Source organism: Frigoribacterium sp. UYMn621, assembly GCF_040549525.1.
Lineage (GTDB): Bacteria > Actinomycetota > Actinomycetes > Actinomycetales > Microbacteriaceae > Lacisediminihabitans.
In genome coordinates this window covers 144,644-168,768 of sequence record NZ_JBEPTM010000005.1, presented here as the reverse complement: position 1 = coordinate 168,768, position 24,125 = coordinate 144,644, and the positions used below count along the sequence as shown (strand labels likewise).

At 65.7% G+C, this 24,125-nt stretch carries 25 protein-coding genes; 13 read left to right on the top strand and 12 right to left on the bottom strand.

Annotated elements, in window-relative coordinates; genetic code table 11:
• Nucleotides 1-4 precede the first annotated feature (4 nt).
• Together ABIB54_RS10695 and ABIB54_RS10690 are read right to left on the bottom strand one after the other, a co-directional pair.
• Nucleotides 5-1,804 carry a DEAD/DEAH box helicase gene (locus tag ABIB54_RS10695; RefSeq protein WP_354575491.1) on the bottom strand — a complete coding sequence of 600 codons (1,800 nt, stop codon included), beginning with the start codon at nt 1,802-1,804 and terminating at the stop codon, nt 5-7.
• A gap of 101 nt (nt 1,805-1,905) precedes the next feature.
• Nucleotides 1,906-2,175 (bottom strand): GlsB/YeaQ/YmgE family stress response membrane protein, encoded by a 270-nt coding sequence (locus tag ABIB54_RS10690; protein ID WP_354575598.1) that lies wholly within the window; start codon nt 2,173-2,175, stop codon nt 1,906-1,908.
• Nucleotides 2,176-2,334: 159 nt separating this feature from the next.
• On the opposite strand from ABIB54_RS10690, the gene ABIB54_RS10685 reads away from it, so the two are divergent.
• Nucleotides 2,335-3,126, top strand: coding sequence for an SGNH/GDSL hydrolase family protein (locus ABIB54_RS10685; protein ID WP_354575490.1), 792 nt, complete (start codon nt 2,335-2,337; stop codon nt 3,124-3,126).
• Here the strand turns inward: ABIB54_RS10685 and ABIB54_RS10680 are convergent.
• The 3 genes from ABIB54_RS10680 to ABIB54_RS10670 form a co-directional block, all read right to left on the bottom strand.
• A complete protein-coding gene (locus tag ABIB54_RS10680; protein ID WP_354575489.1) occupies nt 3,123-4,220 on the bottom strand; it encodes a fatty acid desaturase family protein in 1,098 nt (365 codons plus the stop codon). The genes ABIB54_RS10685 and ABIB54_RS10680 overlap by 4 nt on opposite strands.
• Nucleotides 4,221-4,369: 149 nt before the next feature.
• Nucleotides 4,370-5,629, bottom strand: a complete 1,260-nt coding sequence (locus tag ABIB54_RS10675; protein WP_354575488.1) for a D-alanyl-D-alanine carboxypeptidase family protein — start codon at nt 5,627-5,629, stop codon at nt 4,370-4,372.
• 37 nt (nt 5,630-5,666) lie between these two features.
• Nucleotides 5,667-6,470, bottom strand: coding sequence for a TrmH family RNA methyltransferase (locus ABIB54_RS10670; protein WP_354575487.1), 804 nt, complete (start codon nt 6,468-6,470; stop codon nt 5,667-5,669).
• 159 nt (nt 6,471-6,629) lie between these two features.
• Here ABIB54_RS10670 and ABIB54_RS10665 point away from each other — a divergent pair, with 159 nt between their 5' ends.
• Nucleotides 6,630-7,481: a Sir2 family NAD-dependent protein deacetylase gene (locus ABIB54_RS10665; protein ID WP_354575486.1), complete on the top strand. Its 852-nt coding sequence runs from the start codon at nt 6,630-6,632 to the stop codon at nt 7,479-7,481.
• A 65-nt stretch (nt 7,482-7,546) separates the two neighbouring features.
• A complete protein-coding gene (locus ABIB54_RS10660; RefSeq protein WP_354575485.1) occupies nt 7,547-8,233 on the top strand; it encodes a histidine phosphatase family protein in 687 nt (228 codons plus the stop codon).
• Here the strand turns inward: ABIB54_RS10660 and ABIB54_RS10655 are convergent.
• Complete coding sequence (locus tag ABIB54_RS10655) at nt 8,227-9,309, bottom strand: glycosyltransferase family 4 protein (protein ID WP_354575484.1); 1,083 nt, start codon at nt 9,307-9,309, stop codon at nt 8,227-8,229. The genes ABIB54_RS10660 and ABIB54_RS10655 overlap by 7 nt on opposite strands.
• Nucleotides 9,306-10,274, bottom strand: a complete 969-nt coding sequence (locus ABIB54_RS10650) for an alpha/beta fold hydrolase (protein ID WP_354575483.1) — start codon at nt 10,272-10,274, stop codon at nt 9,306-9,308. The genes ABIB54_RS10655 and ABIB54_RS10650 overlap by 4 nt, the downstream gene beginning before the upstream one ends.
• Nucleotides 10,275-10,392: 118 nt before the next feature.
• Between ABIB54_RS10650 and treS the strand changes: the two genes are divergently transcribed.
• Both treS and ABIB54_RS10640 read left to right on the top strand, forming a co-directional pair.
• Nucleotides 10,393-12,117 (top strand): maltose alpha-D-glucosyltransferase, encoded by a 1,725-nt coding sequence (gene treS, locus ABIB54_RS10645; protein ID WP_354575482.1) that lies wholly within the window; start codon nt 10,393-10,395, stop codon nt 12,115-12,117.
• Entirely contained in the window at nt 12,118-12,855 is a 738-nt protein-coding gene (locus tag ABIB54_RS10640; protein WP_502917118.1) for a 3'-5' exonuclease, read from the top strand. It begins immediately after the preceding gene.
• Nucleotides 12,856-12,933: 78 nt separating this feature from the next.
• Here ABIB54_RS10640 and ABIB54_RS10635 read toward each other — a convergent pair whose 3' ends face one another.
• The 3 genes from ABIB54_RS10635 to glgA all read right to left on the bottom strand — a co-directional run bounded on the left by ABIB54_RS10635 (nt 12,934) and on the right by glgA (nt 15,318).
• Nucleotides 12,934-13,182, bottom strand: a complete 249-nt coding sequence (locus ABIB54_RS10635; RefSeq protein ID WP_185203826.1) for a type B 50S ribosomal protein L31 — start codon at nt 13,180-13,182, stop codon at nt 12,934-12,936.
• Nucleotides 13,183-13,265: 83 nt separating this feature from the next.
• Nucleotides 13,266-14,057 carry an ABC transporter ATP-binding protein gene (locus ABIB54_RS10630; protein ID WP_354575481.1) on the bottom strand — a complete coding sequence of 264 codons (792 nt, stop codon included), beginning with the start codon at nt 14,055-14,057 and terminating at the stop codon, nt 13,266-13,268.
• A gap of 79 nt (nt 14,058-14,136) precedes the next feature.
• Nucleotides 14,137-15,318, bottom strand: a complete 1,182-nt coding sequence (glgA, locus tag ABIB54_RS10625; RefSeq protein ID WP_354575480.1) for a glycogen synthase — start codon at nt 15,316-15,318, stop codon at nt 14,137-14,139.
• Nucleotides 15,319-15,380: 62 nt separating this feature from the next.
• On the opposite strand from glgA, the gene ABIB54_RS10620 reads away from it, so the two are divergent.
• On the top strand, nt 15,381-16,619 hold the full coding sequence (locus ABIB54_RS10620; protein WP_354575479.1) for a glucose-1-phosphate adenylyltransferase: 1,239 nt from the start codon (nt 15,381-15,383) through the stop codon (nt 16,617-16,619).
• Nucleotides 16,620-16,668: 49 nt separating this feature from the next.
• Nucleotides 16,669-17,307: a phosphoserine phosphatase SerB gene (gene serB / locus ABIB54_RS10615; RefSeq protein ID WP_354575478.1), complete on the top strand. Its 639-nt coding sequence runs from the start codon at nt 16,669-16,671 to the stop codon at nt 17,305-17,307.
• A 29-nt stretch (nt 17,308-17,336) separates the two neighbouring features.
• Here serB and fabG read toward each other — a convergent pair whose 3' ends face one another.
• The gene (gene fabG / locus ABIB54_RS10610) at nt 17,337-18,059 is read right to left on the bottom strand and encodes a 3-oxoacyl-ACP reductase FabG (protein ID WP_354575477.1); all 723 of its coding nucleotides are present in this window, start codon (nt 18,057-18,059) and stop codon (nt 17,337-17,339) included.
• A gap of 114 nt (nt 18,060-18,173) precedes the next feature.
• Here fabG and ABIB54_RS10605 point away from each other — a divergent pair, with 114 nt between their 5' ends.
• From ABIB54_RS10605 to ABIB54_RS10595, 3 genes are read left to right on the top strand one after another with little or no spacing between them, the layout of a single operon-like run.
• On the top strand, nt 18,174-18,467 hold the full coding sequence (locus ABIB54_RS10605) for a DUF3099 domain-containing protein (RefSeq protein ID WP_354575476.1): 294 nt from the start codon (nt 18,174-18,176) through the stop codon (nt 18,465-18,467).
• Nucleotides 18,464-18,763 carry a hypothetical protein gene (locus tag ABIB54_RS10600; protein ID WP_354575475.1) on the top strand — a complete coding sequence of 100 codons (300 nt, stop codon included), beginning with the start codon at nt 18,464-18,466 and terminating at the stop codon, nt 18,761-18,763. The genes ABIB54_RS10605 and ABIB54_RS10600 overlap by 4 nt, the downstream gene beginning before the upstream one ends.
• Nucleotides 18,760-19,617, top strand: coding sequence for an SURF1 family cytochrome oxidase biogenesis protein (locus ABIB54_RS10595; RefSeq protein WP_354575474.1), 858 nt, complete (start codon nt 18,760-18,762; stop codon nt 19,615-19,617). The genes ABIB54_RS10600 and ABIB54_RS10595 overlap by 4 nt, the downstream gene beginning before the upstream one ends.
• Before the next feature lie 23 nt (nt 19,618-19,640).
• Here ABIB54_RS10595 and ABIB54_RS10590 read toward each other — a convergent pair whose 3' ends face one another.
• Entirely contained in the window at nt 19,641-21,239 is a 1,599-nt protein-coding gene (locus tag ABIB54_RS10590) for an ABC-F family ATP-binding cassette domain-containing protein (RefSeq protein WP_354575596.1), read from the bottom strand.
• A 111-nt stretch (nt 21,240-21,350) separates the two neighbouring features.
• Between ABIB54_RS10590 and ABIB54_RS10585 the strand changes: the two genes are divergently transcribed.
• From ABIB54_RS10585 to ABIB54_RS10575, 3 genes are all read left to right on the top strand, one after another.
• Nucleotides 21,351-21,959 (top strand): biotin transporter BioY, encoded by a 609-nt coding sequence (locus tag ABIB54_RS10585; RefSeq protein ID WP_354575473.1) that lies wholly within the window; start codon nt 21,351-21,353, stop codon nt 21,957-21,959.
• Between the two features lie 57 nt (nt 21,960-22,016).
• Nucleotides 22,017-23,030 (top strand): glycoside hydrolase family 6 protein, encoded by a 1,014-nt coding sequence (locus tag ABIB54_RS10580; RefSeq protein WP_354575472.1) that lies wholly within the window; start codon nt 22,017-22,019, stop codon nt 23,028-23,030.
• 81 nt (nt 23,031-23,111) lie between these two features.
• Nucleotides 23,112-24,110 carry a response regulator transcription factor gene (locus tag ABIB54_RS10575; RefSeq protein WP_354575471.1) on the top strand — a complete coding sequence of 333 codons (999 nt, stop codon included), beginning with the start codon at nt 23,112-23,114 and terminating at the stop codon, nt 24,108-24,110.
• Nucleotides 24,111-24,125: the final 15 nt, after the last annotated feature.

Below are 24,125 nucleotides of genomic sequence, written 5' to 3'. Positions count from 1 at the left end.
GACCTCAGCTGCGAAGGCCGCGACGCAACAGGTCGATGCGGGCCTGCAGCTGCGAGACACTCGCCTGCGGCACTGCCGGGCCGCCCGCCATCCGGCGCAACTCGGCGTGGATGATGCCGTGCGGCTCCCCGGTGCCCTTCGCCCGCATCCCCACGAGGCTGTTGAGCAGCGCGCGCTGCTCCTTGAGGTTGCGATAGAGCGGCACGATCTCCGCATCCGCCCCGGATTCGTCGGCCTGGCGCTGGCGGTCGCCGATGCGCCGAGCCTGGCGCTGGTGGCGGTGCCGCAGGAGCTCCTTCACCTGGTCGGGTTCCAGGAGCCCGGGGATGCCGATGAAGTCGAGTTCCTCGAGGCTGTCCGGCACGGCCCCGGCGCCGAATTCGTCCCCGTCGAACAGCACCCGGTCGAAGGCCGCCTCGGAGCCGAGGGCCTTGAAGTCGAACAGCAGCGCGTCACCGGAGGCCGATTCGACCCGGTTCGCCTCGTCGGCGGCATCGTCGTCGAGCAGGATCTCCTCGAGCCCTTCGCCCGGATCCCGGTCGAGGGCGTGGTCCCGCTGCAGCTCCATCGCGGAGGCGAGCCCGAGCAGCGATGGCACGCTCGGCAGGAAGATCGATGCGGTCTCACCCCGGCGCCGGGTTCGCACGAAACGGCCGATGGCCTGGGCGAAGAAGAGCGGCGTCGAGGCGGATGTCGCGTAGACACCGACTCCGAGGCGCGGGATGTCGACCCCCTCCGACACCATGCGCACCGCCACCATCCAGCGCGAGTCGGACGCCGCGAACTGGGCTATGCGGTCGCTCGCCGCCTTCTCGTCGGAGAGCACGATCGTCGGCGCCTCCCCGGTCACCTTCTCGAGGATGTCGGCATAGGCCCGCGCGGCGTAGTGGTCGGTAGCGATCACGAGCCCACCGGCATCCGGGATGCCGTGACGTACCTCGGTGAGGCGGCGATTGGCGGCCTTGAGCACGGCGGGCACCCACTCGCCCTCCGGGTCGAGCGCGGTGCGCCAGGCCTGGGCCGTGATGTCCTTGGTGTCTCCCTCGCCGAGCCGGGCCTCCATCTCGTCCCCGGTGCGCGTGCGCCAGCGCATCCGGCCCGCGTAGGCGAGGAAGATCACCGGGCGCACGACGCCGTCGGCAAGGGCCCGGCCGTAGCCGTAGGCGTAGTCGGCCTGGGAGGTGCGGATGCCGTGCTCGTCCGGGTAGTAGGTCACGAACGGGATCGGTGAGGTGTCCGACCGGAAGGGCGTGCCGGTGAGGGAGAGACGCCGAGTCGCCGGCTCGAATGCCTCCCGGATGGCGTCCCCCCAGCTGAGCGCGTCACCGCCGTGGTGCACCTCGTCGAGGATCACCAGGGTGCGTCCACCCTCGGTCATCGACCGGTGGAGGGCCGCCCGTGTCGCCACCTGCGCATAGGTGACCGCGACACCGTGGAAGTGCTTGCCGGCCCAGCCCTGGGCGTTCTTGAAGCTCGGATCGAGCCGCACACCCACGCGGTGGGCGGCATCCGCCCACTGCCGCTTGAGATGTTCGGTCGGGGCGACGACGGTCACCCGGTCGATCTTGCGCTGCGCGAGGAGCTCCGTGACCAGGCGGAGCGCGAAGGTGGTCTTGCCGGCGCCCGGGGTCGCGGCCACGAGGAAGTCCTTCGGCTCGCGCAGGAAGTATTCCGCGATGGCCTCCTGCTGCCACGCCCGGAGCTTGTCCGCCGTACCGCGGGCGGCCCGCTCGGGGAACGACGGGGAGAGGTGCTCCGCTGCCGAGGTACCCACCTGGGGTCCGAAGGGCTGCGGGTTGGTCATCAGTCGAGCTTAACCGCGACGGACGACCTCACTGTGCTCGCGCACCACGAAAAGGTCCCCCCGCCGGAAGGCGAGGGGACCGATGTTCTTCAGCGCGGGGACTACGCGCGGCTGCGCGAGCCGCGGGTGACGAGGCCGTAGATAAGCAGCACGACGATCGAACCGAGGATCGCGATGACCCAAGTGCGGATCTCGAAGAACGTTCCCATCGGAATATTGAAAAGCGCCCCAGCGAGGAAGCCGCCGAGCAGTGCGCCCACGACGCCGAGGACCAGGGTGATGAGCCAGCCGCCACCCTGCCTACCCGGGAGGATTGCCTTGGCGATAGCGCCGGCGATGAGTCCCAGAATGATCCAACCGATGATTCCCATGGTCTTCTCTCCAAAAAGTCTTGATGTGGTCATCCGGATCTCGAATGCCGTTGGATACTCTGCCATTCCCCCATTTGGGGGACAAGGCCTTGACTCTCAGCAAATTCCCTGTATTGGTGCGGTTTGGCGTGCCGAGCGCACCTGATGCAGGGTAGGACCATGACTCAGCAGCATCCCTGGTCCCGCTATGTCGCCCTCGGCGACTCCTTCACCGAGGGCATCGGGGATCCGGAGCCCCGGAGTCCCGGCGGAAACCGCGGGTGGGCCGACCGGGTCGCCGAAGTGCTCAGCGAGCAGACCGACGATTTCGCCTACGCCAATCTCGCCATTCGCGGTCGACTGCTGCGCCAGATTCTCGACGAGCAGGTGGATGTCGCGCTCGCGCTCCGCCCCGACCTCATCTCGATCTCGGCCGGGGGCAACGACATCATCCGTCCCAACACCGATCCCGATCGGCTCGCGACCATCCTCGAGGCCGGGGTCGCGCGACTACGGGCGGATGGCGCGACCGTCGTGCTCTTCGACGGGCCCGACATCGGCATGACGCCGGTGCTCAATCGGTCACGCGGCAAGGTCGCCATCTACAACGAGAATCTACGCGCGATCGCCCTTCGGCACGACCTCGTCGTCGCGGACATGTGGGCGCTGAGGGAGCTGAAGGACCCGAGGATGTGGGCGCCGGATCGGCTGCACTTCTCCCCCGTGGGGCACACCGCCATTGCGCGGATGGTGCTGGAGGCACTCAACGTTGAGAACGACCTTCAGCCCTACAACCCCGAGCCCCTGATTCGGGTGCCCTGGCGCCAGGCCAGAGTGGAAGACATCGGCTGGGCGCGAGAGTACCTGGTGCCGTGGGTGTTGAGGCGAATCCGCCACCAGTCATCCGGGGACGGCATCACGGCCAAGCGGCCAAATGCCGGTCCCTACCTCAGCGCGACCACGACCGACTAGCGTCCGAACTGGGTGGCCGCCGGGCAGTCGAATGGGTCGCCGCCGGCCGAGAGGCCCACGCGGTTGAGGTAGGCGATGACGATGCCGTAGGACTCCGTCAGGCTGGTCTCGGTGTAGAGGATGTTGTGCGAGTCGCAGTATTCCTTCGCGATTTCGCGAGCCTTGGCCAGGTGAGGTCGTGGCATGTTCGGGAAGAGGTGGTGCTCGATCTGGTAGTTGAGGCCGCCCATGAAGGTGGTCGTACCGAGCCCGGTGATGTTGCGGGAGGTGAGCACCTGGCGGCGGAGGAAGTCGACCTTGCTGTCGTGCGGCAGGATCGGCATGCCCTTGTGGTTCGGGGCGAAGGACGCTCCCATGTAGAGGCCGAAGACGGCGACCTGCACGCCGATGAAGGCGAAGGCCATTCCGACGGGCAGGAACAGAAAGATCACGGCGACATAGAGCGCGATACGGGGAACGAGCATGCTGATCTCGGTCCAACGACGATCGACCTTCTCCCGCCCAAAGACGGTCTTGAAGCCGAGGATGTGCAGGTTGATCCCCTCGAGCAGCAGGGCGGGGAAGAACAGGTAACCCTGGCGGCGAGTGGCCCAGGCGTAGAGTCCCTTGGCACGCGCGGCATCCTCGGGGGTGAAGGAGACGAAGTCCCGCTCGATGTCGGTGTCCTTGCCGATCACGTTCGGGTTCGCGTGGTGGCGGCTGTGCTTGGTCATCCACCAGGAGTAGCTGATGCCGACGAAGAGGTTGGCCAAAGCGCGACCGGCGATGTCATTCGCCTTGCCTGATTCGAAGACCTGGCGGTGAGCGGCCTCGTGTGCGAGAAACGCGTACTGCGTGAGGATGATGCCGAGAGCTCCGGCGATGAGCAGCTGGTACCAGCTGTCGCCGAGCAGGATGAAACCGGTGATCGCTCCGCCCAATGCGACTGTGATGAGGGAGAACATCATCACGTAGAAACCCGTGCGGCGGCGAAGAAGGCCGGCATCGCGAACTGTTCGCAAGAGCGAGGAGTACTCCGTGGTCGGATTAGTGCGGGAGCCTCCGGGCTTGGTCTTTGTGAAAGACACCACCGGCGCCACGGATGCATCGCTCACGATACCTCGATTCGAAATGACTTCCCAGTCGGGGTAGAACGAGCGGGTGCTCCAAAGGATGGTTTTACCCTAAGGGAAAAGCCTGTGAGAGGCGTGCATTTATGCCCAAATGAGCATACACGGCGCGTCTCGAAGATCCGTCCGTTCGCCTATCGAAGCAGGAGCGTCGGATTGGCTACGCGCCACAATGGCCCCGGATCGGCGAGGCTGCGGTCGAGAGCGAGTGGCACCCGAACGGACTGGACACCGGCGGTGAAGGTCACTGCGCCCACCGCTGCGGCGTTCTGGCCCACCATTGCCGGGAGTGCCGTGATCACGGCGGTCACGGGGGTGTTGCTCCAGACCAGAACCGACGCGGTCTTTGTTGACACGGCCCGTACCTTCTGCGACCAGGCCGTCGTGAAGTTCGCAAAGGGCTCGCCCTTCTTGGCCAGGGTGATCAGGTGGAATCCGGCCTTCACCCCGGCGAGAAGGGTGGTGACGGTGGCATCCACGGTCTTGTGATCGGTCCCCCCCACGACCGCTCCCACCACCGTGACGCTGTGCCCGTCGTAGTCGTACCGGGCGGCGAAGAGGAGGTTGGACGATCCGTTGAGGGTGCCCGTCTTGATGCCGTCCACCCCGAAACGGCCGAGCAGCTTATTCGTATTGGCAAAGGTCCCCACCCCGGCCAGGGTCATCGTCGGGGTCGAGACGATCTGGGAGATCACCGGATTGGCGAGGGCGAGCTTGCCGATCTCGACCAGGTCGGAGGCCGTGCTCACGTTGCCCGGGTTGATTCCCGTCGGCTCGAGGATCGTGGTGTGGTCGAGGCCGTGCGAACCGAGCCACGCCGTCACCGCTATCTGGAATGCGCCACGCGAGGCGAAGGCCCACCCGGCGAGGGCATCCGCATAATTGTTCGCCGAGGCCACGAGGGTGACCCGCATGAGATCGAGCTGACTGATCGTGGAACCGGCCGCCAGCGGTTTGGTCTCCCCGTCGAGTGCCACGTATTTGGCGCGGAGAGCGGCGTCCGCCGCGGTGAAGGTGATCGTGGGGCCGGAATCCCCGAGGGACAGCGGCTTCGCCTCGAGCACCACGAGGCTGGTGACGATCTTGCTGATGCTGGCGATCGGCAACGGCGCCGTGCTCCCGGCGGAGGCGGATGCCTCGGGGTAGCCGATCACCCCGACGGCACTCGCTCCGTAACTGGGGAGCGCAGGAGAGGCAGCGATACGGTCGGGAGCGCTGTACGGCAGCACCCGGGCGGCGGTGGATCCGAGCGGAGCCAGCAGGGTCAGCGGCAGATAGATGCCAAGGGCGATGACAAGCGCGGCCGCCGAGAAGAGCACGGCTCGACGGCGAAGCAATACCCCTCGGGTGGGCCGGCGGCGAACCGGTGATGGGGGGAGCTCATTCACCGACATGGACTTATGGTACTTTTCGCCGGACGGATCTCCCTGATCACCGCACCCGGAGGGCCCACAGCGCGACGGCACTCGCCGACGCGACGTTGAGGGAGTCGACACCGTGCAGCATCGGGATGGTGACGACGGTGTCGGCGTGCGACACGGCATCCCGGCTCAGCCCGTCGCCCTCCGTGCCGAGGAGCAGGGCGAGTTTCTCGGGAGGGTTCTCGGCGAGCACGTCGAGACCGACTGCGGTGTCGGAGAGGGCGAGGGCCGCCAGGTGGAAGCCGGCCTCTGTGAGGATCTCGGCCGCCTCCGGCCATTCGGGCAGCCGTGTCCAGGGCACCTGCAGCACGGTCCCCATGCTCACCCGCACGCTGCGGCGATAGAGCGGATCGGCGCAGCGGGGCGTCACCAGCACGGCATCGGCGCCGAGGCCCGCTGCCGCCCGGAAGATCGCTCCGACGTTCGTGTGGTCCACGACATCCTCGATCACGACCACACGCCTGGCGCCCTCGATGACCTCCTGCACCGGCCTCAGGGGCGGGCGGTGCATTGCGGCGAGGGCACCCCGATGCAGGTTGAACCCGGTGAGCTTCTCGAGCAGCCCGGGGGCGCCGACGTAGATCGGCACGTCGAAGGGGGCGAGGAGCGCCTCCATCTCCGGCAACCACTGCTCCTGCACGAGAATGGATCGAGGCCGATGACCCGCCGCGATCGCCCGGGTGATCACCTTCGACGATTCGGCGATGTAGAGACCGCCGGCCGGTTCGCTGAGGCGCCGCAGCGCCACGTCGGTCAGTCCCGAATAGTCGGCGAGGCCGGGATGCTCGAGGTCGTCGATGCGAACGATGTGCATGGGACTCCTGCCGCCGAATCCGGCGTCGCGGTGGGGATTGTGGAAAAGGGACGGCAAACACTGCCAGCAATCGGAAACATATCCGAAAACTCGATTGTTTACTCTAGGGTAGGCGCGCGTGCGCCACCCAGGTGAAAGACAGCGAAAGGGGTGCTCCTGATGACCGGTGCCGTCCTTCGCGATTGGCCGGTAGCCACTTCCGCCGAGCTGGATACCGCCGCCGATGCGCTCCGTGGGCGCACGGTCGCCGTGCTCACCGGCGCAGGCATGAGCACCGATTCCGGCATTCCCGACTACCGGGGCGACGGCGCTCCCCCGCGCAACCCTATGACCTTCCAGCAGTTCCTGAAGGATGCGGAATACCGCAAACGGTACTGGGCGGGCAGCCACCTCGGGTGGAAGCGGTTCGACGGGGCGCTGCCGAACGACGGGCACCGCACCCTCGCCGAGTTGGAGACCGCCGGAATCGTCAATGGCATCATCACCCAGAACGTGGACGGACTTCACCTGAGAGCCGGGTCGCAGCGGGTCGTCGACCTGCACGGCACCATGGATCGTGTGCGATGTCTCACCTGTGGCCAGACCTTCGCCCGATCGGATGTCTCGGAGCGCATCGCCCGCGCAAACGAGTGGCTCGATGCTCCGGACTCCTTCGAACTCGGTCCGGACGGCGACGTGGAGTTCACCCAGATCGCGGACTTCGTCACCCCGGACTGCACGGTCTGCGGCGGCGTCCTCAAGCCGGACATCGTCTTCTTCGGGGAGTTCATCCCCACCGAGAAGTTCTCGGAGGCGAGCGCGCTCCTGCAGTCGGCCGGCGCGCTTCTGATCGCCGGATCCTCGCTCGTGGTCAATTCGGGAATCCGATTGCTCGACCAGGCATCCAAGCGCCGGCTTCCCGTCGTGATCGTGAATCGAGGGGTCACCAAGGGCGATCCGCGCGCGACCGTTAAGATTGATGCGGGTACCTCGGAGACGCTCGCCGAACTCGCACTCCGCCTCACCGCCTGACCGCGGTCGACCGGGCCGCAGGGCCGGGCGCACGGACCCACCGACCGCCGGAGGACCTCGCGCGCATGACTCTGATCTACCTCGTGAGACACGGCGAGACCGACTGGAACCGCGCTCGTCGCATCCAGGGCAGCACCGACATCCCCCTCAACGACACGGGGCGGTCGCAGGCGGCGCGATCGGGGCGGCTCCTCGCCCGGCGGTCGTGGGACGGTATCGCCTCCAGCCCACTCTCCCGCGCCCTCGAGACCGGGGCGATCATCGCGAATGAGGTGGGCATCGCCGCGGACGAGATCGAGGTGCTCGAAGACCTCGTCGAGCGCCGCTACGGCGACGCCGAAGGCCTCGATGACCGCCAGCTCGCGCGGCTGTTCCCCGGAGACGCCCCCGTTCCCGGGCGGGAGCGTCGGGAGGATGTCGCCGCCCGTGTCATTCCCGCGCTCGTCGCCCTCGCCCAGCGGCACGAACGCGATCGTTCCACCGGCGCGCCCGATGCCCGGCTCATCGTCACGACCCACGGCGGGGTCATCCGCACCGTGCTCAACCATGTCTCACCGCGGGCGAAATATCACCGCGGCATCCCGATCACCAATGGGTCGGTGCACAGCTTCCGTCACGTGGACGGCGCGATCGAACTCGTGCTGTTCAACGATCCGATCGACATCGAGTCGGTCGCCGATGACTGCGTGGACTTCGATGAACAGAATGCGGTCGAGCATCGCGAAGGGGGATTGGAGCCTCGCGCTCAGTGATCCACTGCGGTGCGGGCCGGAACCATTTCGCTGAGGAGCGCGAGTAGACGTCTCGCCGATTCATCCCAGCTGAAGTCCGCGGACCGTGCCCGGGAGGCCTCGCTGCGGCGTCGCCACTCCCCCGGCTCCTCGAGAGAGCGCACCGCGGCGGCAAAGGCTGCCGGATCGGAGTGCTCGAAGTAGACCGCGGCCTCGCCGCCCACCTCGTGGAACAGCGGAATGTCGCTGAGCACGAGCGGCACTCCCGCGGCCTCTCCCTCGATCAGGGGAATCCCGAATCCCTCGTCCCAGCAGGCCGTGACCATCGCGGTGGCGCCAACCAGTGCGTCGAGGTACTCCTCGTCGGTCACGCCGTCGTCGAAGCGGATGGAGCCCTCTGGCGCGAGCGCGCCGATGCGTTCGCGATCCTCCGGGCTGATCCGGGACAGCAGGCGCAGGCTATAGCCCGGGAGGTGATGCATTCCGCGGGCGAGCGTCTCCACGTTCTTGTTCGGCTGGAATGTACCCATGTAGACGAGCGTCTTCGAGCGGGGTTCGCCCCGTTGAGGCACTCCGGAATCGTCGACTCCCGGCCTGATCACGGTGAGGGGACGTCTCGTGAGGCGGGCTTCGATCATCTCGCGCTCGCAGTTGTAGGAGCCGGTGACCACCGCATCCGCCCGGCTGAGCACCATACGCTGCGGCCAGTAGGTCAGGTAGAAAGCCCGCCAGATGGCGCGCACATACCAGCTGTACCCGGCCGGGATCTGGGTGATGCGATAGAAGACCATGTCGTGGACGGTGAGCACGAGCTTGTAGCGCCGTCCGGTCGCACCCATCGTCTGCATCGGGCTGAAGACGATATCCGGCTTCCACTTGTTGATGGAGAGCATCCCGATGAATGGCTCGAGCGCGCTGGTTCCCGGCCGACCCTTCACCCAGGGCAGATCGGGCAGCAGTGCGAGCTGGCGCTCGTCGCTGATCAGCATGGTGACCGGATGCAGCCGGGAGAAGGCTTCGACCAGGCCCGCCGTGTACCGGCTGATGCCGTCGTGGCGCACGAACCGGGTGTAGCGGCAGTCGAAGATCACCTTCACGGTGTGCTGGGTTCCGCGTCGGACTCGATCTTGCGCTGAACGGTGGTCGCCTCCGGGGGCAGATCGCCGAAGAGGCCCTGCTCGACGAGGAAGCGGTGAATGGCGGCGGCCGCGAGCCCCGGAACCTCGTAGTGGATGAGGTGACCGACGCCCATGAGCAGTTCGAGCCGGGCATCCGCCATGCTCTCGACGAGGTCTCGGTGGGCCTGGACTGGCGTGATGTCATCCAGTTCGGCGGCGACGAGAAGCGTCGGCACCGTGATGCCGTCCGAATAGGTGCTGACATCCGAGCCGACCGAGGCCTCGAATGCCTCGACGACGGAGTCGCGACTGGCGAAATTGTTGAAGTAGGTGTGGTGCTGGTAGTGGATCCAGCGGCGAAGCTCCCGGTCTTTCGTCTTCGCGAGCACCGAACTCATGAACTGAACCACGATCCAACGCTTGAGCAGGAACTCCCCGACCCGATCCGGCAGCAGTCCCGCGAGGCGGTAGAAGGCGACGGTGAGTTTCGTCGCGGTCTTGCTCGGCCCCTCGAGCCCGGAGGTCGAGATCGGGTTCACCAGAATGAGGGCGGGCGTCTTCAGGCCGTCCGCGACGGCCTTCGACGAGATGATCGTGCCGAACGAGTGTCCGAGGGTCACGGCGGTGCCGCTCAGGCCGAGGGCATCCACGAATGCGGTGAGCCACTTGGCGAAGCCGTCGATCGAATGAGGCACCTCGGTGAGGGGGGTCGACTCGCCGAAACCGGGCATGTCCGGCCCGATCCACCGGATGCCGGGAAGCTGGGCGATCACCGGCTCGAGCCCGTGATGCTCGCCGCGGTAACCGTGCGCGATGACGATCGTGAGGGCTGCATCGACCGGTCCGTATACCCAATAGCGTGTCGTGCTGCCGAGGATCACGATCTCGTGCCGCTCGATCGGCATCCGGGCGAGCAATTCGGCGTAAGGAGAGTGAACAGACATTGGCTCGATTCTACGGATACGAAGTTACGCGGGCGTTTCACACACGCGCCTAGACTTGACGGGCTCGATAAAACTCGACGTCGATTCCGATGCCTACCCTGCTCTCGAGAGGAGCACTGTGAGCTTTACCGCCCCCATCCAACTGCCCGGACTGACCCTCGATCCGCAGTGGTATCGGCGTTCCGTCTTCTACGAGGTGATGGTCCGATCCTTCGTCGACAGCAACGGGGACGGATCGGGAGACCTTCAGGGATTGCTCTCCAAGCTCGACTACCTGCAATGGCTCGGCATCGACGCACTCTGGCTCCCACCGTTCTACCAGTCGCCGCTGCGCGACGGTGGCTACGACGTGTCCGACTTCCGCGCCATCCTGCCCGAGTTCGGCACCCTCGACGAGTTCAAGGACCTGGTCACCAAGTCCCACGAGCGCAACATGCGCATCATCATCGACTATCCGCTCAACCACACCTCTGACCAGCACGAATGGTTCCAGCAGTCCCGGTCCGACCCGGAGGGGCCGTACGGTGACTACTACGTCTGGAGCGACACGGACGAGCGGTACCCGAACATCCGGGTCATCTTCGTCGACACCGAGGAATCCAACTGGACCTTCGACCCGGTTCGACGCCAGTTCTTCTTCCACCGGTTCTTCTCCCATCAGCCGGACCTCAACTTCGAGAACCCCGCCGTGCAGGATGCCGTCATGGACGTCATGCGCTTCTGGCTCGATCTCGGCGTCGACGGCATCCGCCTCGATGCGATCCCCTACCTGTTCGAATCCGAGGAGGGCAACGGCGAGGGCGAGGCGCCGACACACGACTACATCAAACGGGTGCGGGCGATGTTCGACGAGGAGTTCCCCGGCCGCATCATGGTGGCTGAGGCGAACCAGTGGCCCAGAGAGGTCGCCGCATTCTTCGGCACCGAAGAGGAGCCGGAATGCCACATGGCCTTCGACTTCCCGGTCATGCCGCGCATCTTCTACTCGCTCCGCTCGCAGAACGCGGCGGAGCTCACCCGAATCCTCGCCGAGACCACGGACATCCCCGAGGGCGCGGGATGGGGTGTCTTCCTCCGCAACCATGACGAACTCACCCTGGAGATGGTGTCGGAGGAATACCGTCAGGCCATGTACGGCTGGTACGCCTACGACCCGCGCATGCGATCCAATATCGGCATTCGTCGGCGCCTTGCTCCCCTGCTCGACAACTCGCGCGCCGAGCTCGAGCTGGCCCACGCACTGCTCTTCAGCCTCGCTGGCAGCCCGTTCCTGTACTACGGCGACGAGATCGGCATGGGAGACAACATCTGGCTTCCAGACCGGGATGCCTCGCGCACGCCGATGCAGTGGACCCCCGACCGCAACGCCGGGTTCTCCTCCGCAGACCCGGGCAAGCTCTACCTCCCGGTCGTGCAGTCGCTGGTCTACAACTACAACCTCACGAACGTCGAGTCGCAGCTCGCACAGTCCCGGTCGCTGTTGCACTGGGTGCGCAACGTGATCCACGTGCGGAAGGCCCACCCGACCTTCGGGCTCGGCTCCCTCACGGTGCTCGAGACCAACCACGAGTCGGTGCTGGCCTTCGTGCGGTCCTACCCGGGATCCGGCACCCAGTTCGGCGATTCTGCCGAAGACGTGCTGTGCGTCTTCAGCTTCGCCCACAATCCGATCGCGGTCACCATCACCGCGGAACAGTTCGCCGGATCCGCCCTGTACGACCTCTTCGGCGGCGGGGAATTCCCCGCCTTCACCGAAAACGGCGACATCACGCTCACGCTCGGAACCCAGAGTTTCTATTGGCTTCACGTCGGGTCTCCGAGCCCCGCCGGTGGTCGGCCCTAAGTGGCACTGGCGGATGCCGAAGACGACGCTTCAGCGGGCGACCCGGGCGACAGTGCCGGCACATGGTTCGACCGCCTCGGCGTTTTCGACCTCGAGACCACGGGGATAGACACCGACACCAGTCGCATCGTCTCCGCTTACGTCGGAGTCGTGGATGCCCAGGGCATGCCCAAGGGCGTGTCCTGGCTCGCCGACCCCGGCATCGAGATCCCCGCGCAGGCAGCAGCGGTGCACGGCATCACCACCGAAAGAGCGCGAGCAGAGGGTCGGGATGCCGCCGAGGTCGTCGCCGAGATCGTCGCGGTGTTGCGCGCGCTTCTGGCTCAGGGCGTCCCCATCGTGATCTACAACGCCGCCTACGACCTCACGCTTCTCAACCGGGAGTGCCTCCGCTACGGCATCGAGCCTCTCGACGACCCGCTGCCCATCATCGATCCCCTGGTGATCGACCGTGCGATGGATCGATACCGCAAGGGCAAACGCACCCTCGAGGTGGCAGCGGAGTATTACGGTGTCGAGCTCATGGACGCCCACGACGCGGAAGCGGATGCTGTCGCGGCCGGGCGCGTCGCCCAGGCCATCGCCCGCAAATACTCCGACACGCTCGGGCAGGACGTGAGGCTCGTGCACACCAACCAGGTGACCTGGGCGGCCGACAGTGCCACGAGCTTTCAGGACTATATGCGCCGCACCAAAGACCCGTCCTTCATCGCCGACGGGGCCTGGCCGCAGCGCTGAAACCGCGCTGCTCGGCTCACACGACAGAGGGCGACCGGCCGAAGCCGGTCGCCCTCTGCGATGAGTACAGGGTGCTCGCTACGCGCCGAAGCCCTTGTAGCGCGAGTTGAACTTCTCGACGCGTCCGGCGCTGTCGAGGATGCGCTGCTTGCCCGTGTAGAACGGGTGCGAGGCGGAGGAGATCTCCACGTCGATGACGGGGTAGGTCACGCCGTCGAGGTCGATCGTCTTGTCGCTCTTGACGGTCGAGCGGGTGAGGAAGGTCTCGCCGCTCGCGAGATCGCGGAAGACAACCGCGCTGTAGTCGGGGTGGATGTCAGTCTTCATCGTGGATTCCTAGGTGTTGAGAAGGGTGAGGGGAAAAGGTCGGCACGTGGGCCAAGGGTTTACATTACCAGAAGTGGTGCGGCCTAGGAGGAATGCGCGGCGCGTGCCGTGAATCGACCATCGCGCTCGTCCACCTGGAGGTCGAGTCCGAAGGCCTCGGTCAGCTTTTCCGAGGTGATCACCTCGCCAATCGGGCCCGCGGCGGTGATGCGTCCGTGGGACAGCAGCAGCGCATGGCCGAAGCCCAGGGGGATCTCCTCCACGTGGTGGGTGACCATCACGATCGCCGGAGCCTGTTCGGCTCGTGCATAGCCACCGAGCAACTCGAGAAGCTCCTCCCGAGCGCCGAGGTCGAGGCTGGCGGCCGGCTCGTCGAGCAGCAGGAGCTCTGGGTCTGTCATCACGGAGCGGGCGATCTGCACCCGCTTCTGCTCCCCATCGCTCAGCTGCCCGAACCGGCGGTCCTCGAGGTGGTCGAGCTTCCACTCGGCGAGCACCCGCTGGGCGCGGCGTATGTCGATGTCTTCGTAGTCTTCGTTCCAGCGGCCCGCGACGGCGTACGCGGCGGTGAGGACGACATCCAGCACCCGCTCGGTGGCGGGGATGCGTCGAGCCATCGCGGTGGACGCGAATCCGATGCGGGGCCTCAGGTCGAACACGTCGGTGCGACCGAGCGTGACATCCAGGATCTTCACGATTCCGGAACTGGGGTGGATCATCGCCGACGCCAGCTGCAGGAGAGTGGTCTTGCCCGCGCCGTTGGGCCCGAGGATGACCCAGCGCTGGTCGTCCTCCACTGTCCAGTTGACGGAATCGAGGATGTGGTTGCCTTCTCGGACGACGGAGACGTCGGAAAGCTGGAGAACGCTGGCCATGCCTCAACCCTACCTTCGCCGCCGGACCATTCCCGGCAGCGCCACAGTGTGAGCGCCAGGGCTGTGGGCAGCGAGCGGGTCAGAGCAGCGAGCGGTAGATCTCCTGGGTCCTCTTCGAGATGCGGTCCCAGCCGAAGTCGCGTTCGGCGCGAAGCCGACCGGCCTCACCCATCCGCCGGGCGGATTCGGGATCGCTCACGACCTCCGTGAGTGCCCGCGCGAGATCGGCGACGTACCGGTCAGGATCGAGCGGCGTGCCCGTGCCATCCTCCGCCTGCGCGATCGGCACCAGGCGACCCGTCACCCCGTCGTCGATGACCTCGGGGATGCCCCCGGTGGCCGTGCCGACCACCGCTGCGCCGCAGGCCATTGCCTCGAGGTTGACGATGCCGAGTGGCTCATAGATGGAGGGGCAGACGAATGTCGTCGCCGCGGTGAGCACCGCCGAGAGGTCGTGGCGGCTCAGCATCTCCTCGACCCAGATGACCCCGGTGCGGGTCTTCTGCAGTTCGGCGACTCCCGCACGAACCTCGGCCATGATCTCCGCGGTGTCGGGGGCTCCGGCGCAGAGCACAAGCTGCACCTCCGGGGGAAGCAATGCCGCCGCGCGAAGAAGGTAGGGTAGACCCTTCTGGCGGGTGATCCGACCCACGAAGACCACGGAGGGTCGGTCGGGATCCATCCCGAGGGAACGGACCAGGTCGCCATCCCGCACCGGATGCCACGACTCGAGGTCGATGCCGTTGTGCACCACGGAGACTTTCGTCTCGTCCAGCGTCGGATAGGAGCGGAGGATGTCTCGTCGCATCCCATGGCTCACGGCGATGACGGCATCCGCGGACGTGAAGGCGTCCCGCTCGATCCAGCTCGAGACGCGATAGCCGCCGCCGAGCTGCTCGGCCTTCCACGGGCGAAGCGGCTCGAGGCTATGGGCGGTGACCACGTGGGGGATACCGTGAAGCAACTGGGCGATGTGACCGGCACCGTTGGCGTACCAGGTGTGCGAATGCACCAGGTCGGCTCCGGCGACGTCCTGGGCGATCTCGAGGTCGACACCCAGCGTGGCGAGGGACGGATTCGCGTGGGCGAGTCCCGGGGGCACGTCGTAGGAGTAGACGTCAGCCTCTTCCCTCGGCTTGCCGAAGGCGCGCACCACGACATCGATGTCGAGACGGAGGGCCTTCACGAGCTCGGTGACGTGCACACCGGCCCCGCCGTAGATCTCCGGCGGGTATTCCCTGGTAATCAGATCGACTCTCACAGGGGAAACGCTAGCGCGGTTCGCGCACTGACGCATCGCGATCGGTCCTCTACTGTTGTCACATGGCATCGAAGAAGATCTTTGGCATTGTTCTCGCCGGCGGAGAGGGCAAGCGCCTCATGCCGCTCACCGCTGACCGCGCGAAGCCGGCAGTTCCGTTCGGCGGAAATTACCGGTTGATCGACTTCGCCCTGTCGAACCTCATCAACTCCGGTCTGCGGCAGATCGTCGTGCTGACCCAGTACAAGTCGCACAGCCTCGACCGTCACGTGTCGCAGACCTGGCGCCTCGACGGGATCACCGCGTCCTATGTCGCATCCGTGCCCGCGCAGCAGCGCCTGGGCAAGCGGTGGTTCGCGGGATCGGCCGACGCCATCCTTCAGAGCCTCAACCTGCTGCGCGACGAGAAGCCCGACATCGTCGTCGTCGTCGGCGCCGACCACGTCTATCGCATGGACTTCAGCCAGATGATCGAGGCGCACATCGCCTCGGGCGCCGGGGTCACCGTGGCGGCCATTCGCCAGCCGATCTCGCTCGCCGACCAGTTCGGTGTGATCGAGCTCGATCCGGAGGATCCGACCCGCATCGCGCAGTTCCTCGAGAAGCCGAAGAACGCGGTGGGCCTCGCGGACTCCCCCAATGAGGTGCTCGCCTCGATGGGCAACTACATCTTCGATGCCGACATCCTCATCGACGCGGTGCTGCGCGATGGAGAGCTCACCACCTCCAATCACGACATGGGGGGCGACATCGTGCCCGACTTCGTGTCGCGAGGCGATGCCGCCGTGTACGACCTGAATCGAAATGAAGTGCCGGGGGCGACAGACCGTGACCGCTATTACTGGCGGGATGTCGGAACGATCGAGTCATTCTTCGATGCCCACCAGGACCTGATCTCCGCGCTGCCGATCTTCAACCTCTACAACAGCGAATGGCCGATCTTCAGCCAGCAGCTCAATTCCCCGCCGGCCAAGTTCGTGCGCGACTCCAAGGGCAACCTCGGCACCACGATCGATTCGATCGTGTCGCTCGGCTCACTGCTCTCCGGGGCCCATATCGAGCGCAGCGTGCTCGGACCCTGGGCGATCATCGAGTCGGGCGCGCAGGTGATCGATTCGATCGTCTTCGACCGGGTGCGCATCGGCCCGGATGCCGTGGTGCGCCGCGCTATCCTCGACAAGGAAGTCGTCGTCAACGCTGGCGCGACCGTCGGGGTGGATGCCGAGGCCGACCGGGCCCGCGGATTCACGGTGACGGACTCCGGCATCACCGTTGTCGGCAAGGGCGTAACGGTCAGCTGACCGGCGCGGGCTCGACGGTTGCCTTCCCCCTAACGAACGGTAGGTCCCGATGCCCCGCTTTCTCGTCGTTCTCGATGTCGATTCCACCCTCATCGAAAACGAGGTGATCGATCTCCTGGCCGATGCCGCGGGGTCCGGCGTGGCTGTCGCGCAGATCACGGCGCGCGCCATGAACGGCGAGGTGGACTTCGAAGAGAGCCTCCGCGCCCGGGTTGCGACGCTCGCGGGACTGCCGGAGTCGGTCTTCAGTGAAGTCGGTCGGCTCGTGCGCATCACGCCGGGAGTGCCGGAGATGATCGCCGGCGTGCGCGCTGCGGGCGGCCGTGTCGCCGTCGTCTCGGGAGGATTCCACGAGATCATCGATCCGGTCGCGGCCCAGCTCGGTCTGGACTACTGGAGGGCCAACCGTCTCGAGGTCGTCGACGGGGTCCTCACCGGCGAATTGGTCGGACCCATCATCGATGGCACGGCGAAAGCCGACACCCTCATCGAGTGGGCCGCGGACTTCGGGGTTCCGATGGCGCAGACGGTCGCCGTCGGAGACGGGGCGAATGACCTGCAGATGATGGCTATCACGGGACTCGCCGTGGGCTTCGACGCAAAGGCGCCGGTTCGCGATGAGGCGGACGTGCTGATGGATGTGCGGGATCTCAGCCAGCTGCTTCCGCTCCTCGGATTGCGCGGCTGAACTCCGCGCGGAGCCGGTATCCGGGGCGGTCAGTGCCCCATGCCGAGGCCGCCGTCGACGGGGATGACCGCACCGGAGATGTAACCGGCATCCTCTCCCGCGATCCAGGCCACCACCCGGGCGACCTCCTCTGCGCTGGCGAAGCGGCCCGCCGGAATCGACTTCTTGTAGGTCTCCTGCTGCGCTTCCGGCAGTTCCGCCGTCATGTCGGTCTCGATGAACCCGGGTGCGATCACGTTGGCGGTGATCCCGCGCGCGCCCAGCTCGCGGGTGACCGATCGGGCCAGGCCGATCAGGCCGCTCTTGGACGCGGAGTAGTTCACCTGCCCGGCGGACCCGAGAAGTCCGACGACGCTCGAGACGAGAACGATGCGCCCGTAGCGAGCCTTGAGCATTCCCTTGGAGGCCCGCTTCACCACGCGGAATGCGCCGGAGAGGTTCGTGTCGATCACCGACGTGAAGTCGTCTTCCGTCATCCGGAGCAGGAGGGTGTCCCTCGTGATCCCGGCATTGGCGACGAGGATCTCGACAGCGCCGAGGGCGGATTCGATCTCGGTGAACGCGGCATCGACCGAGGCCGAGTCCGTGACATCCGCGCGCACCGTCAGTGCGCCGACCGGACCCTCGCCGGAGCGTGCGGTGACCGCGACACGGTGCCCGAGGGACACGAATTCGGCGGCGATGGCAAAGCCGATACCCCGGTTCCCCCCGGTCACGAGCACGGTACGGGGGACGAATTCGGAGCTGGTCATCGCTCTCTCACTCTCGCTGGTTCTGCCGGGTTTCACGCTTTCCTCAACGCCCCCTGAGCGTATGCCGGGCGCAGGCAAACTCCCGCAATCTTAGCCGTAGGCTTGATTCACACCATGGCTAAACAGCAGCAGCAGTCGATCACCTCACTCCCCCGGTCTCCTCAGGACGATCGGCGCAGCCGCATGATCCAGTACACGGTCGCGATGAGCATTCGCACCGTGTGCATCCTGCTCTGCCTCGTCGTGCCGGGCTGGTGGCGACTCCTTCCGGCTGTCGGGGCGATCGTTCTGCCCTACATCGCCGTCGTGCTCGCCAACGCGAGCATCTCGAAGCCTGCCGCCGAGGTGCTGCGACCGGGCGCGCTCGTCCGCCGCGCGCCCGACGTTCCCGGCCCCGACGCCCGGTGACCGGCGCGCCGATGATCGGTTTCGGGAGCGGATCCGAGGGGCAGACCTGCTCTCGGGCGAACTGTTCGAACCCCGCCGGGTGGAACATCAACTGGCGCAACCCGCGCATTCACGGGCCGGAGCGCGTCAAGATCTGGCTGGCGTGCGATGAGCACCGCGACTATCTGCACGACTATCTCGAAGCCCGGGACTTCCCGGTCGTCGTCACCGCGCTCGATGAGCCGCTCGACCGGCTTCCCGACGTCACAACAGACGTTTCCTCTTCGGTAATCGCACCCGAGACCGCGCTGCCGTGAACCGCTGGAGGTTCGCGATCAGCCGACGATGGTTCGGCTATCTCGCTCTCGCCGTGGTGTTCGCCGCGGTCTGCGTCGGGCTCTCACAGTGGCAGGTCGCCCGGCTCAACGAGACGCGGAGCGCCAACGAACTCGTCGATCGCAACTACCACAGCACCCCGGTGCCGCTCGAATCGGCCCTTCCCACCCGCAGTTCCTATTCTCCGAGGCAGCAGTGGAAGCAGGTAACGGTCACCGGGACCTATCTCGCGGAGGCCCAGGTTCTCGTGCGCAATCGTCCGCTGAACGGACAGCCCGGGTTCGAGGTGCTCGATCCGCTTCAGCTCCCGGACGGCACAGTCTTCGTCGTGGACCGCGGCTACGTGCCGATCGGCAATAAGCAGGACCGGCCCGACAGCATCCCCTCACCGAGAAGCGGCACGGTCACCGTGGTGGTGCGGCTGCAGGCGGGCGAACCGACCCTGAGCGGCCGTTCGGACACCCCCGGCGAGCTGGCCACGATCCACCTGCCCGACGTGCAGAAGCTCGTGGGCAAACCCACCTACACGGGCGCCTACGGTCTGATGGTGTCGGAGAGTCCCGCGGCGGCGACCCGGCCGACCGCGATGCCGCAGCCCCAACTCGACGAGGGACTGCACATCTCCTACGCCATCCAGTGGATCATCTTCGGGGTCATGGCGTTCTTCGGGCTCTGGTACGCGATCCGCCAGGAATATCGGATGAGGAATGCCGACGACCCGGAGGAGCAGGAGCGTGCCGAGGTGCGCGAGCGCAAGAAGCTCACCAGGCCGCGCAGCGACAGCGAGGTGGAGGACGAGATCCTGGAGACGACCGGTTCCCGTCCCGGGCGCTGAGCGATCCCCCGCGCCGCGAGAATTCAGGCGAGTGCCACCAGGTCGGCGTAGTCCCGATTCCAGAGGTCCTCTGTGCCGTCGGGCAGGATGAGCACGCGTTCGGGGTTCAGGGCCTCGACGGCTCCCTCGTCGTGGCTCACGAGCACCACGGCGCCCGAGTAGTTCGCCAAGGCATCCAGGATCTCGAGCCGACTGGCCGGGTCGAGGTTGTTGGTCGGTTCGTCGAGCAGCAGCACGTTCGCGCCGGACACCACGATCATCGCGAGGGCGAGACGGGTTTTCTCGCCGCCGGAGAGCACGCCGGCGAGCTTGGTGGCGTCGTCCCCCGAGAACAGGAAGGAGCCGAGGACGCGACGGGCCTCGGTCTCGGTGATGTTCGGTGAGGAGGACACCATGTTCTGCAAGACGGTGCGCTTCACATCGATGGTCTCGTGTTCCTGCGCGTAGTAGCCGATGCGCAGGCCGTGACCGGGCTCGAGCTGGCCGGTGTCCGGCTGGTCGACGCTCGCGAGAATTCGAAGCAGGGTGGTCTTGCCGGCGCCGTTGAAGCCGAGGATCACCACCTTCGATCCGCGGTCGATGGCCAGGTCCACCGCGGTGAAGATCTCGAGCGAGCCGTAACTCTTGGAGAGATTGGATGCCATGAGCGGCGTGCGTCCGCAGGGCGCCGGATCGGGGAAACGCAGCTTGGCGACCCGGTCGACGGCACGCACCTCGTCGAGCCCCGACAGCATCTTCTCCGCGCGGCGCACCATCTGGTGGGCGGCGGCGGCCTTGGAGGCCTTCGCTCCGAACTTGGCCGCCTGCATCTGCAGGACCCCGGCCTTCTTCTCCACGTTGACGCGTTCCTTCTTGCGACGTTCCTCGTCGGCGGCACGCTGGCGCTGGTAGTTCTTCCAGCTCATGTTGTAGATATCGATGACCTGGCGGTTGGCATCGAGATAGAAGACCCGGTTGACGGTGTCCTCCACGAGCTCGACATCGTGGCTGATCACGATCAGTCCGCCCTGGAAGTTCTTGAGGAACTCGCGCAGCCAGGTGACCGAGTCGGCGTCGAGGTGGTTCGTCGGTTCGTCGAGAAGCATGGTGTCCGCCCCGGAGAACAGGATGCGGGCCAGTTCGATGCGGCGACGCTGGCCACCGGAGAGAGTCGACAGTGGCTGGTCGAGGATGCGGTCGGGCAGGCTGAGGTTGCTGGCGATCGATGCCGCCTCGGCCTCTGCCGCGTATCCACCGAGCGCCATGAAGCGGTCCTGGAGTTCGCCGTACTGCTTCATCGCCTTGGCGGCGACCTTCTCGTCGGAGTCGCCCATCTCGAGCGCGGTCTTCTCCATGCCGATCACCAGCTGGCCGAGGCCGCGGGCATCGAGGATGCGGGTGCGGGCGAGATCCTCCGGGTTGCCGGATCGCGGATCCTGCGGCAGGTAGCCGATCTCACCCGTCGAATCGATGGTGCCGCCGGTGGCGAGTTCCTCGCCGGCGAGCACCTTCGTCAGCGTCGTCTTGCCCGCTCCGTTTCGGCCCACCAGGCCGATCTTGTCTCCGCGTTCGACTCTGAAGGTGACGTCCTCCATGAGCATGCGTGCGCCAACACGCAGTTCGAGGTCGTGCACGCTGAGCACAGGCAAAGTCCAATTGTTTGTGTCATCTGACGACGACGGGAGGGAGGGAGAGGCCTCTAGTATAAAACGTGGGCCTGTCGGTCTATTCCCCCTGTTGCACAAGGAGAACGAATGAGCACCCTCACGCTGGCCACCGGCCGCTCCACTCTTGCCGATCGTGTCTTCACCCGCGGTATCGCTACAGATGTGGTGCTCATTGTGGCGGGAGCAGTCCTTACCGCTGTCGCAGCCCAGCTCGCCGTGCCGCTGTGGCCCGTTCCGATCACCGGGCAAACCCTTGCCGTTCTGGTCGTGGGAAGTACCTTAGGTGCCGCGCGTGGTTCGATCGCGATGTTGCTGTACGCGGTGCTCGGAATCATCGGTTTGCCGGTTTTCAGCGATGCGACACACGGCTTAGGCGTTGTCGCCGGCCCAACCGGAGGCTATATCGTCGGTTTCGTCTTCGCTGCGGCCCTCACAGGATGGCTCGCGCAGCGCGCTTGGGATCATCGCATCATCGGTGCTATCGCCTCGTTCGCCGCCGGTACCCTGGTCACCTTCGCCATTGGACTCCCGTGGTTAGCATTCTCGCTCGGTCTCAACCTTGAACAGACTCTCGCGGCAGGTCTGTACCCCTTCGTGCTCGGTGGGATTGTCAAGGCGCTCTTGGCCGCAGGGTTCATCCGACTGGCTTGGTTCGGGATCACACGCTCCGATTCCGCTAAGCCCCACCATCGCTGACTCGTCGTACCGTCCTGCATCTGAGCTCCCTATGTCATTAATTCCACAGAGGATTCCATGAGTCGCTCTGAGAGGCCTCGCCGTCCCGCCTTGACTCTTTCGATAGTTCTTTTGAGCGTTGCCGTAGTCTGCCTCGGTACCGTGCTTGTGGCCAAGGCATTCGGCGGTTCCGGCGCTGCCGTTCGACCCGGCTCGGCCGATGCCTCGAATGCTGCTCCGAGCTTTCTTGCCGGCAAGGGACTGTACGTAGATCCAGATTCCTCCGCGGCCCGAGCGAGTATGGCTGATCCGAGCGTGGCGGTAACCTTCGCCCCTCTGGCTCACACCCCTACAGCGATCTGGCTCACGCCCGAGAAGTATCCGACCGTCAGCGTCGAAACCTCTGTTGCGAGAATCGTTCGTGACGCGACGGCAAAAAAGGATGTCGCGAGTTTCGTCGTGTACGGCATTCCCAATCGTGACTGTGGCAGCCAGTCGAGTGGTGGGCTCGATCAAGCGAGCTATCCGGCGTGGGTGGCCGCCATTGCCAAAGGTGTGGAGGGCAGCAAGAGCATCGTGGTCTTAGAGCCCGATTCCCTCGCGCAAAGCGCTAGTTGCGGTGAGCAGGATGCTCGAATAATCGAGGTGCGCAACGCCGCCTCCCAGTTTTCGGGCACAAGCCCCGAGGTCTACCTGGATGGTGGTCACTCGAACTGGCTTCCCGCTGCGACCATGGCCGATCTCCTGAATCGTGCCGGCGTCAGCTCGGTGCGCGGTTTCGCAACCAACGTCTCGAACTACAACGCCACCGAGCGCGAGCGCAATTACGCTAGCACCGTCAGCAAGTTGACCGGTGGTGCCCATTACATCATCGATGTCTCCCGCAACGGCGCCGGGTCGAATGGCGACTGGTGTAATCCCCCCGGCCGCCGCATAGGTACCACCCCGAGTATCGACCACTCGAACAACGCGCACGACGGCGATTTGTGGATCAAACCACCGGGTGAGAGTGACGGTACCTGCAATGGTGGCCCCGCCGCTGGCCAATGGTGGGCTCAGAGCGCGCTCGAACTCCTCGGACTCGGTAGCTGAGACCAGAGCCGCAGGACCCGCCCGCGAGATCGGGCAATCGACTCGCGTCGCACTGCGTGGGTTCCCCGCCAGATTGCTACGATGGCTGATATGGGGAATGGGGAAGAACGCCGTACGGCCGTCATCGTCGAGGACGAGGTGGACATTCGTCACCTTCTCGAGGCGATCCTCACGCAAGCAGGATTCCATGTGATCGCCGCCGGCAACGGTCCGGATGGCATCGAGGCGGTGCGTCAGTACAACCCGATCATTACGACACTCGATGTGAACATGCCGGGTATGGACGGTTTCGAGGTTGCTCGACGCATTCGCACCTTCAGCGATGGATACATCGTGATGGTCACTGCCCTTCAAGACGAGATCGACATCCTGGAGGGGCTGCGTGCCGGTGCGGATGACTACATCTCGAAACCATTCCGCCCGCGTGAGGTCAGGGCCCGCATCGAGGCTCTTCTGCGACGTCCGCGTGCAATCGTCGCGGAAAACCCGAGCGTGTCCACTGTCGATGATGCTCCGCTCGCTCCGATAACTTCGTCGGCACTCCACGGCCAGGCTCGGCAGGAGCCGATATCAAAACCGATCGTGCACGGTGCTGTGCCGACAAACGCGGAGACTTCGTTTACTGAGCCCACTCCAGTGCGACCGACTCTGGCAGAAAAGGCCCCGGCCGAGCCCAACCACGCCGAGGCAGACGCGGTCGAGCCTGAGCTGGAGGGTGATCTGCTTCCGGTAGAAGATACACGACAAGGTTGGATCACGCACAACGGTCTGACCCTCAATACCAGTTCCGGTAGCGTACAGGTCGACGGTCACGACACTCCCCTGCTTCGGAGCGAATTCGATCTGCTGTCGTCACTGCTGGGGTCTGGACGACGCGTGCGCACCAAACCCGATCTGGTGTTGCTGCTTCGCCGCGAGAGTTTCGTCACGAGCCACTTCGTCAGCGACGCGGAAAAGCGTGCCATCGATGTTCTTATCGGCAGTCTGCGAAAGAAGTTGGGTGAGAACACGGCCGATCCGCGCTGGATCGAGGTTGTGGGTGCCGTCGGCTATCGCGCGACCCACGACGATAGCATCTGATCTCTTAACGCTGGT